This window comes from uncultured Lactobacillus sp. (assembly GCF_947367085.1).
Lineage (GTDB): Bacteria > Bacillota > Bacilli > Lactobacillales > Lactobacillaceae > Lactobacillus.
The window spans coordinates 1-9,850 of record NZ_CANBCP010000061.1; the positions used below are offsets into that span (position 1 = coordinate 1).

The 9,850-nt window shown below is 37.1% G+C and carries 8 protein-coding genes and 1 pseudogene; 1 reads left to right on the forward strand and 8 read right to left on the reverse strand.

The window, feature by feature from the left end; all coding sequences use genetic code 11:
- Positions 1–10: 10 nt before the first annotated feature.
- Positions 11–472 carry a GAF domain-containing protein gene (locus Q0Y70_RS08420; protein ID WP_297819720.1) on the forward strand — a complete coding sequence of 154 codons (462 nt, stop codon included), beginning with the start codon at positions 11–13 and terminating at the stop codon, positions 470–472.
- A 79-nt stretch (positions 473–551) separates the two neighbouring features.
- On the opposite strand, the gene Q0Y70_RS08425 is transcribed toward Q0Y70_RS08420, so the two are convergent.
- The 8 genes and pseudogenes from Q0Y70_RS08425 to hpt form a co-directional block, all read right to left on the reverse strand.
- Complete coding sequence (locus Q0Y70_RS08425) at positions 552–3,593, reverse strand: mucin-binding protein (protein WP_297819723.1); 3,042 nt, start codon at positions 3,591–3,593, stop codon at positions 552–554.
- A complete protein-coding gene (locus Q0Y70_RS08430) occupies positions 3,547–5,832 on the reverse strand; it encodes a mucin-binding protein (protein WP_297819726.1) in 2,286 nt (761 codons plus the stop codon). The genes Q0Y70_RS08425 and Q0Y70_RS08430 overlap by 47 nt, the downstream gene beginning before the upstream one ends.
- A gap of 190 nt (positions 5,833–6,022) precedes the next feature.
- A complete protein-coding gene (locus Q0Y70_RS08435) occupies positions 6,023–6,574 on the reverse strand; it encodes a DNA-3-methyladenine glycosylase I (protein WP_297819729.1) in 552 nt (183 codons plus the stop codon).
- A gap of 111 nt (positions 6,575–6,685) precedes the next feature.
- A complete protein-coding gene (locus Q0Y70_RS08440) occupies positions 6,686–7,867 on the reverse strand; it encodes a diaminopropionate ammonia-lyase (RefSeq protein ID WP_297819732.1) in 1,182 nt (393 codons plus the stop codon).
- A gap of 9 nt (positions 7,868–7,876) precedes the next feature.
- A pseudogene (locus Q0Y70_RS08445) lies at positions 7,877–8,209 on the reverse strand (putative quinol monooxygenase).
- 91 nt (positions 8,210–8,300) lie between these two features.
- Positions 8,301–8,498 (reverse strand): helix-turn-helix transcriptional regulator, encoded by a 198-nt coding sequence (locus tag Q0Y70_RS08450; protein WP_297819735.1) that lies wholly within the window; start codon positions 8,496–8,498, stop codon positions 8,301–8,303.
- A complete protein-coding gene (locus Q0Y70_RS08455) occupies positions 8,498–8,995 on the reverse strand; it encodes a hypothetical protein (protein WP_297819738.1) in 498 nt (165 codons plus the stop codon). Before Q0Y70_RS08455 ends, Q0Y70_RS08450 begins: the two co-directional genes overlap by 1 nt.
- Positions 8,996–9,133: 138 nt before the next feature.
- Positions 9,134–9,667, reverse strand: a complete 534-nt coding sequence (gene hpt, locus Q0Y70_RS08460) for a hypoxanthine phosphoribosyltransferase (RefSeq protein ID WP_297819741.1) — start codon at positions 9,665–9,667, stop codon at positions 9,134–9,136.
- Positions 9,668–9,850: the final 183 nt, after the last annotated feature.

The window sequence follows — 9,850 nt, forward strand, 5'->3', positions numbered from 1 at the left end:
GGTGTAATTCATGTCTGCAACCACAAATCAAAATTATGAATTGCTAGTTAAACAAGCTCGCGCACTAACAGATGGCGAAAATGATTGGATCGCAAACACTGCAAATATCTCAGCTCTACTTTTTAATGCTTTGGAAAACGTAAATTTTGCAGGCGTTTATCGCTTAGAAAATGATGAGCTAATTTTAGGGCCCTTCCAAGGTAAGCCAGCTTGTGTCCATATTGCATTAGGACATGGGGTTTGCGGCACAACAGCTAAATCTCAAAAAACACAAATTGTCCCAAATGTTCATGAATTTTCCGGCCATATTGCTTGTGATAGTGATTCCAATTCTGAAATTGTTGTTCCTATCTTTAAAGAAAATGGACAACTTTGGGGAGTATTTGACTTTGATTCAACTAAGTTAAGTAATTTTGACCAAGTTGATCAAAAATATCTGGAAGAAATTGCCAAAGTATTTCATCTGAATTAACCAAAAAATGCTGGTAAACCAACAAATTTGTTGCTTATCAGCATTTTTCTATATTAATAGCTTTTTACGGGTACTAATTTTAAATATTCTTACGCTTTTTGACACCGGCTAAACCGACTAGACCTAATGAAACCGCGACTCCACCTAAAATTGCTTGTGCAAGATCATTTTCTTTTTGACCAGTTTGTGGTAATTCTTGTTTATCTTGGTTGAAGTAATGTGGATTGCCATATTCATCAACATAGCCAATTATTTCGCCGTTTGGTGCAATGATATTGCCGTTAGAATCGACAGTTTCACCATGAGGTCCGATATTATTAATCCAACCATTCACTGTACCAGCATGTGGAGCAATTGTATCTTCCCAAGGATTTTGTCCGTGAGGTCCGACATTATGATCATAAGTTGGAATATTAGCTACTGGTTGCTGGTTTGGTTGACTTGGCTGAGGCACATTTTCAGGTTCATCAGGCTCGTTATTAGTTGGTTCATTAGAATCAGATTCATTTTCATCTGGCTGTTGATCGTCAGGCTCATTTGGAGTTGATGGGGTTGGATTGTCAGGTGTAGGAGTTGGGGTACTTGGCTGATTTGGATTAGATGGAACATCCGGAATAACAGGACTATATGGGCTATAAGTTACTACAATTGTATTTTTTGGATCGCTCGGCGTTGCTTTAAAGCCGCCAGCTTCATTAGCACTTGGAGTATAGCCTCCAATTTGTGGTGTCTTTACTTTTCCAAAGGTGTGCTCGCCTGGACTCCACTTACTTGTCGAAATAATCTTGCCAGTTACATCATCAACAGTCACACTTCTTGTAAAGGTAGTTGTTTGAACATCATCTTTTGGAGTATCACTACCTGCACCTTCGTAATGGATTGTTTGACTACCTGTCATTTCAAGGGCATCTTTGCCAGTGTTGTCAGGCCACTTTGGTCCATCTGGATCATTTGGATTAATTGGCTGGCCTGGCTTTCCTGGTTTATCTGGAGTGACAGTAGTTGTGCCATGAACCAAACGAATAATAATATTTTTAGCACCTTTTTCAATTTCCTTTGGAACATTGATGTCTTGGTTTGGAACAAGTTTATAACCTTTATTTTCCAAATCTTTAATTGTTGGATCTGGATTATAGTTTATTGGTGTTCCGACATCTTTTTCACCAGAGCTGTATCCTACATTCGGGATGTTGGTATTAGTAGTGTCATCGTGGAAAGTTACGGTGACTGAACCTGTTTCTGGGGTTGGTTCATTATCTTTATGATAAATGACGGGAGTATCTTTTCCTGGATTATCAGGTGTAATTGTGCTCTTTTCTGGGGTGTAGCCTGGAATGTCAGGTACCTTCTCGTCGGGAGTGACTCCTGTAGGATTGTTTGGGTTAGTTGTATATGGTGGCTGTGGTGCATTTGGAATCGGCTTGCCATCTGGAGTAATTGGGATGATTTTACCATTTGGACTATAAGTTACTACGACTATCTTATTTGGATCTTGTGGTGTTACCTTCACACCGCCAGCTTCACTTACGCTAGCATGATAGCCCTCAACTAGTGGTGTCTTAACTGTACCAAAAGTATGCTCACTTGGTGTCCAGTCAGTTGATGAAATAACTTTACCAGTTACCTTATCAACTGTAGTTGTTCTAGTAAAAGTAGTTGTTTGAACATTGTCCTTAGGTGTCTTGTCTCCTGCACCTTCATACTTAATTGTTTGACTGCCTGTCATTTCAAGATCATTTTTACCAGTATTGTCGGGCCACTTTGGTCCATTCGGATCATTTGGATTAATTGGCTGGCCTGGCTCTCCTGGCTTATCTGGTGTAACAGTTATTGTGGCATGGACAAAGTTTACCCTAAAGTCATTGCTACTTGGATCTTTTTTGAAAGTTTCGTCACCGTTCTTAAAATCACTATTTACAAACTTATATCCTTCACTTTCATACTTAGCGATAGTTTCTGTAGTTGTATAAGTTATACTTTCTCCAACATTACCTTCAAGATTTTCAATTGATAAAACTTTTTGATCGGTTTCATCATAGTAAGTTACCTTACCTGTTGTTGCAACTACATTTGGATTCTTTACATATGGAACCTTCACATTGTCACCAGGATTTTCGCCTGGTTTTACTGGATCACCAACTTTACCAGTCTCTGGACTGTAACCAGGAACACTTGGTACTTCTCCATCAGTAGTTGTTGTTGGATTATCTGGATTTGTTGGAAAATGCGGATTTGGTGCATCTGGAATTGGAGTTCCATCAGGTGTAACTGAAATGATCTTGCCGTTTGAGCTATAAGTTACCACAATTGTCTTGTTTGGATCTTGTGGTGTTGATTTAAAGCCACCTGCTTGTCCTACATTTGCATGATAGCCTTCAACTACTGGAGTCTTAACAATGCCAAAGGTATGCTCGCTTGGTGCCCAATCGGTTGATGAAATTTCTTTACCAGTTACATTATCAACCGTAATTGACTTAGTGAAAGTCGTACTTTGTTCATTATCTTTTGGTGTTTGAGGACCAGCACCTTCATAATGAATTGTCTGACTACCTGTCATTTCAAGAGCATCTTTACCAGTGTTATCAGGCCACTTTGGACCATTCGGATCATTTGGATTAATTGGCTGACCTGGATTACCTGGTTTATCTGGGGTGACAGTTGTGGTGCCATGAACGAAATGAATCACAATATTCTTAGCACCTTTTTCAATTTCTTTTGGAATATTAATGTCTTGTCCTGGTACTAATTTATAGCCTTTGTTTTCCAAATCTTTGATCGTTGGATCGGGGTTGTAGTTTACTGGCGTTCCGACATCCTTTTCACCAGAATCAAAACCTACACCTGGGATTGTCGTATTATCAGTATCATCATGGTAAGTTACAGTGATTGAACCTGTTTCTGGGATTGGATTATAAACAACAGGAGTATCTTTTCCTGGATTATCAGGTGTGACTGTATTCTTTTCTGGAGTATAACCAGGAATCGTTGGTACTGGTTCATTTGGTGTGACTGCTGTTGGGTTATTAGGATCAGTTGTATATGGTGGATTTGGCACGTTTGGAATTGGAGTTCCATCAGGTGTAACTGGGATGATCTTGCCGTTTGGTGAGTAAGTTACCACAATTGTCTTGTTTGGATCTTGTGGGGGGTGACTTGAAGTCCCCAGCTTGTCCTACATTTGCATGATAGCCTTCAACAACCGGGGTCTTCACTGTACCAAAGGTATGCTCACTTGGAGTCCAGTCAGTTGATGAAATTTCCTTGCCTGTGACATTATCAACTGTAATACTCTTTGTAAACTGGGTAGTTTGAACATTGTCTTTTGGAGTTAAGCTGCCTGCACCTTCATACTTGATTGTTTGAGTACCAGTCATTTCAAGAGCATCTTTGCCAGTGTTTGTTGGCCACTTTGGTCCATTTGGATCATTTGGATTAATTGGCTGACCTGGATTACCTGGTTTATCTGGGGTAACAGTCGTGGTGCCATGAACAAAATGAATCACAATATTCTTAGCACCTTTTTCAATTTCTTTTGGAATATTAATGTCTTGACCTGGTACTAATTTATAGCCTTTGTTTTCCAAATCTGTGATCGTTGGATCGGGGTTGTAGTTTACTGGCGTTCCGACATCCTTTTCACCAGAATCAAAACCTACACCTGGGATTGTCGTATTATCAGTATCATCATGGTAAGTTACAGTGATTGAACCTGTTTCTGGAGTTGGAGCTTGTTCTGGTTTATAGAAATAGACAATACCTGAGTTCCCATCTGTAGTAATATTAGTCTCCATGATGCTTGGACCGGTAAAACTTTCACCTTTTTTAACCGCAGGTCTACACAAAGCAAGATCTAATGTAGTCTGAAGAGGTCCTCCCGCGGTCACCTCATTAGGACTAATAGTATAAGTGTTATATTCGGCCGTGCCTGAATTATCTAGCATCTTTCTAACAAAAGCTTTATAAGTAGGTCCAGCTGCTAAAACAGTAATAAACACATCACCTTTGTTATACATAAATACCTGACCTTGATGATCTTTTTGTCCATCTTTAAGGTCGCTAATTAAAATTGGTGTGCCATTAACAGTAGCAATTTCTTTTTTCATAACATCGCTGCTGACACTACTTGCATCTACTAACTGATAATTCTTACCACTTACGCTGATTTTTTCCGGATCAGCATTTTGAATATCATAATAATTACCAGCTAAAGTTGGATCAGATTCTTTTTCTCCTAAAAGTTCACCTGTATCAGCATTAACATAGTAAATCTTGGCTCTAACATTATTTGGAACAAAGCTAGCTATAGATTGCCAAGTAGAGGCGCCACCACCATAGTTGGGAACACTACCGAATCCTGCACTAAACTTCCAGTCCACTTTACTATTAGGTCCCCAGAAAACGGAAGCGGAATTACCACCATTTAAATGACTAGTTGAATTAGCCGCAGAAATTACAGTTTGATAATAATTACTACCTTTTGCAGTCATTGATAAACTAACGTTATACTGACCACCTTTATATAGACTATTTGGCATCGTCCCAGCCGCTGCAGTATTCATTAATCCTTTCATAGTGTTACCTGGATTATTCAAGGTCGCAGCTAAGGTCGTAGTCGCATTGTTCGGTCTTGTCTGACCATTAGTGGTCATACCAGTAGTTGTATAGTAATACAAAGTCTTACCAGGATCCGCAGCATCTGTAGTAAAAGTTACATATTGATTCAAGGTTTGAATATAAATTTGACTATAGATAACTTGTCCTTGACCAACCGTAACTCCTAAATCATATTTTGCGGCTTCACTGGTAATATTGTAATTTGGCTTAATATCGTCGAAATTTATTGCGCCTGCAGCTTTAGCTTCTTGTACTAAACTTTTAGCCTGGAGTTTAGGAGTTTGCGTTTTTAATTCAATATTTGAAAGTTGGCTCTGATCATTCTTGGCCTTATTTTGTTCTATATTTTGGTTAACAGAATTTTGAGTGAGATTTGTATCCTTAGTAATTGGTGAAGTAGTCTTAAGTATTTTTTCTTTTTCAGTGTTAGCTTGAGTCGAAACAGTAGCAGAATCCGCTGGGTGATTAAGTTGAGATTCTGATTGACTATTTTTCACTTTTAAGCTCTCATTTTGAGATTTTGAAATTGTCGCAGTATCTTGCACAGCGGCCTGTCTTGCAACCGATGGATTTTTATCTATCTTATCATCTATCGTTGCAGCTTTCGCCGTTGTATTTCCATAACTAACTAACGTCCATCCTAATAAAACTGACACTGTTCCAATCGTTAATTTTCTAATTGAAAAGTGATCATTTCTAGGTTCTATCTTCCTGAGCTTTTCTTCATAATTATTTTTAGATAACATATTTTTCCCTCTTCTTGTAACATGAAAAATTATTTTATCCTTACACCCCTCATTATATGAAGCCGCTTACAGCAAGTAAAACTAAACGACTTTTATAATAACATTCAATATATTCAGTTATTGAAGTTACTTATTTAATAAAATTAGACAAAAAAAAGAAGATCAAATTGATCTTCTTTGTCCTCTATACTTATTTAAATGAACAACCATCAACATGATCATTTACTAATCCTACGGCCTGTAAGAATGAGTAAATCGTTACTGGCCCAACCATCTCAAATCCTTTTTCTTTTAAAATTTGAGAAAGTTTTTCAGATACTGCCGTTTGACTTGGCACTTCTTCATCAGTTTTAGGATAGTTAATTATCGGCTCTGGCACCACTTGTTTTAATAATTCTCCTAAGCTACTTCCTTGCTCATGTAGCTTAACAATGGCTTTTGCATTGGCTATAGCTGCATCAACTTTTTTAACATTTCTTATAATGCCTTTGTCATGCATTAAATCAAAGAACTCATTATAGCTGTATTTGGCAACTTTTTCATAATCAAAATCTGCAAAAGCTTTGCGGAAGTTTTCACGTTTGTCTAAAATAGTGCTCCAAGAAAGGCCAGATTGGAAAGTTTCTAAGACCAACATTTCATAGAGATATCTTTCATCCAAATTCAATTTTCCCCATTCATGGTCGTGATATTCACGATATCTTTCATTCTTGTTTTCTCCCCAGCTACAACGTTTTGTCATTCTTTTTCTATTTAACTCCTTTTTAAAGTTGAATTTTTTGCACTAACCGATCTTATCTGTTTCACAAGTGTCAGTCAAACAAGTCGCTTGCAAAACTACTTTCGTTGCTTGTTAAAATGGATTATTTTCATCAACGATTTCACGATAATTATCTGGATCAGTGTCGCCTTCAGTACTTAAAACTACGATTCTTGAATTTTCATCAAGACCAAGTTGTTCGCGATCCTCAGCTAAATCTGGATTAGATAAAATTTCATATACATAAGCAAAACCTGCTGCACCAGATTCACCAGATACAACCTTAGGGTCACCTTCAACTGGATGACCTAAGCGAGCCATTCCTTGAGCATCAACATCTTCACTTAAAGTACCATAAAACTTAGCACTATCACGAATTACTGGCCAAGCAGTAATACTTGGAGTTTGACAGTTAAGACCTGCCATCATTGTCTTAGTTAAACCTTCTAAGTGATGACGTTTACCATCAGCTTTTTGTGCTGATAGATAGTAACAAGCAACTGTTTCAGGTTCAACAATTGTGATTACTGGTAATTCTTCAGGACTCATCCGCTCTTCTAAGCCCAAAATAATTCCCGCTGCGAGTGATCCAACACCTGCTTGTAAGAAAATATGAGTTGGTTTTTCTTTCATTTGGTGTAAAAATTCATCAACAATTAAGCTATAGCCCTTAACAATCCAACCTGGAATCTTTTCATAGCCATCCCAAGCTGTATCTTGAATCATGATTCCGTTTGGATCTTTTTCGCAAAGCTCCTTAACTTCTTTAACAGTATTGTCATAATTCTTGTCAGTAATTTCAACTTCAGTATTTTGGATTTTACGAATATGATCTGCACGAATTTCTTTTGAACCCTTGGGCATCTTGATTACAGCATGGGTACCAAGCTTACTTGCGGCCCAAGCGATTCCGCGACCATGGTTACCATCAGTTGCAGTATAAAAAGTAATCTTTTCAGCAACCGCTTTAACTTCAGGCTTGGTCATTTCATCATAAGTAATCTTATTAGTGTCAAGACCAGCCTTTTCAGCGATACAGCAAGCCATTGCATAAAGACCACCGGCACCCTTAAAGGAATTAATGCCAAAACGACTGCTTTCATCTTTAACAGCAAGCTGCGCCACATTTAATTCCTTAGCTAAATTAGTCAAATTCTTAAGCTCAGTTGGCTTGTAAAAAGGAACTGAGTTAAAGAAATTAACTACTTCATGATCGTCTTCAAGCTTAGGAGCTTTAAAAGGGAAAGGTGATTTTAATAATTGAACTTTTTTCATATTTATTGTCTACTTTCTAATAAATTTCTGGTCACTTTGAGGAATTCCGCTATCGTCAGAAATATAGCGCTCAACTTTCATGTGGAGATCGTACTTTTCTCTAAGTTTTGCCAAATTTGCCATCATTGTGGAAGCATGATGTTTATCTATCGATTCTTGATCTTTCCAGCTATCAATTAATAAGATCGTTTCAGGATCATTTAGTGGTTGAAAATACTCATATTTCAAATTTCCTGGCTCATTGCGGATTTTTTCAACTAAGCCACTAGAAATCATTTCTTGTGCAAATCTTTAGGCACTTTTATTTTTTCCAGTGTAATATAGATTTACTGTTATGGGCATAAAAATCCTCCGTTCTTGTAGCCAGCTTAACTCATAAGTCCAGTTTACCATTGAACGAAGGATTATTTTAATATTTGTATACTTTTAACAACTAATTATCAGGCCAAAACAAATCATCCAAAGTTTTATCAAGTGCCTGACAAATTCCAATACATAAATTAACCGAAGGATTATAGTTTCCTTTTTCTATTGCGGAAATAGTTTGCCGCGACACTCCTACTAATTGTGCTAGATCTTCTTGTGACAAATCTTTACCAGCACGAGCTGCTTTTAATTTTAAATTTTTCATCACTTATCACTTTCCCTGCGATCGTGATATTGACGATATATTATAGCTAATCCATCCACAACTAAAAACACTACTAGCATTGTGCTGCATGCCATATTTCCTATTTCCAAATCATGACTCAACCTAAATTGTTGAATAACTACCACCGCATTCATCAATCCTACAATTAGCATCAGCCAACCAAAAATTGCTGGATATTTTTTACCGATACCAAAATAGGCACTTTTGAGAATTTGATAAAAAGTTACAACTAAGGCTCCGAATATAACAATTGCCAAAATGATATTAGTATCGAGTTTTGCATTAAAGTTATTATTCACAAATACATAAGCTAACAAAAAGAGATTGACTGTATACCAACCATACTTATAGCTGCGATTGCGAATCATTTCTTGACGTTCATCATATTTCACTTTTGTCTTGCCCTTATTAGTAAATAAGATCACTACAAATATTGCCACTAAAACGCCATAAAAAAATAAATCTCCTAGCTCCATAACCTACACCTCGTTTTATGATTTAGATAAATCATAAACTTTATTTCACTTATTGTAAAGTTTATTTTACATTTTTCATCTATAAATAGAAAAAAGGCATAGTAACTTTTTGCTACTATGCCTTAGATCTAACAAGTTCTAAGCATAAACTTCATGCTTCAAAACTCCAACATAAGGTAGATTACGATATAAACCATCATAATCTAACCCATACCCTACTAAAAATTCATCCGGTGCCTTAAAACCATAATAATCTGCATGAAAATCAACAACACGAGTTTCTGGCTTATCTAGCATGGCTACAACTTCAACACTTTTAGCTCCTCGATCTTTCATCACTTTGCTTAAAGCCTTCAAAGTGCGTCCCGTATCAATGATATCTTCCATAAAGATTACTGGACGATTCGTGACATCGGACTTAATATCTTGGACGATTTTCACTTTGCCAGTGGAAGAAGCGCCTTCGTAACTAGAAGCCTTAATTGGATCGATATTTAGTTTAAAATTCAATCTCTTGATCATATCGCTAGCAAAAATCATTGCTCCATTTAAGACTGGAATCACAACAGGCTGCTGGCCTTGGTATTTTTGATTAAGCTTAGCGGCTAGTTCATCCATTTTTTGATCAAGTTGAGACTGGGTATACAAGACTTTTTCAATATCGTTATTCATACTTATTTTCCTTATCATTATGGTTAACGATAAGATTTTAGCACAAATATTAAGAATATTACAGTTTTTTTGTTTAAAATTTGCATTATTTATTAATTAACAGATTTATCCTGTCTCTTATACACATCTGAGCTGCCGACGAAGGCTTTGGTGTAGGTGTCGGGGGGGGGGGGGGGTGTAGGG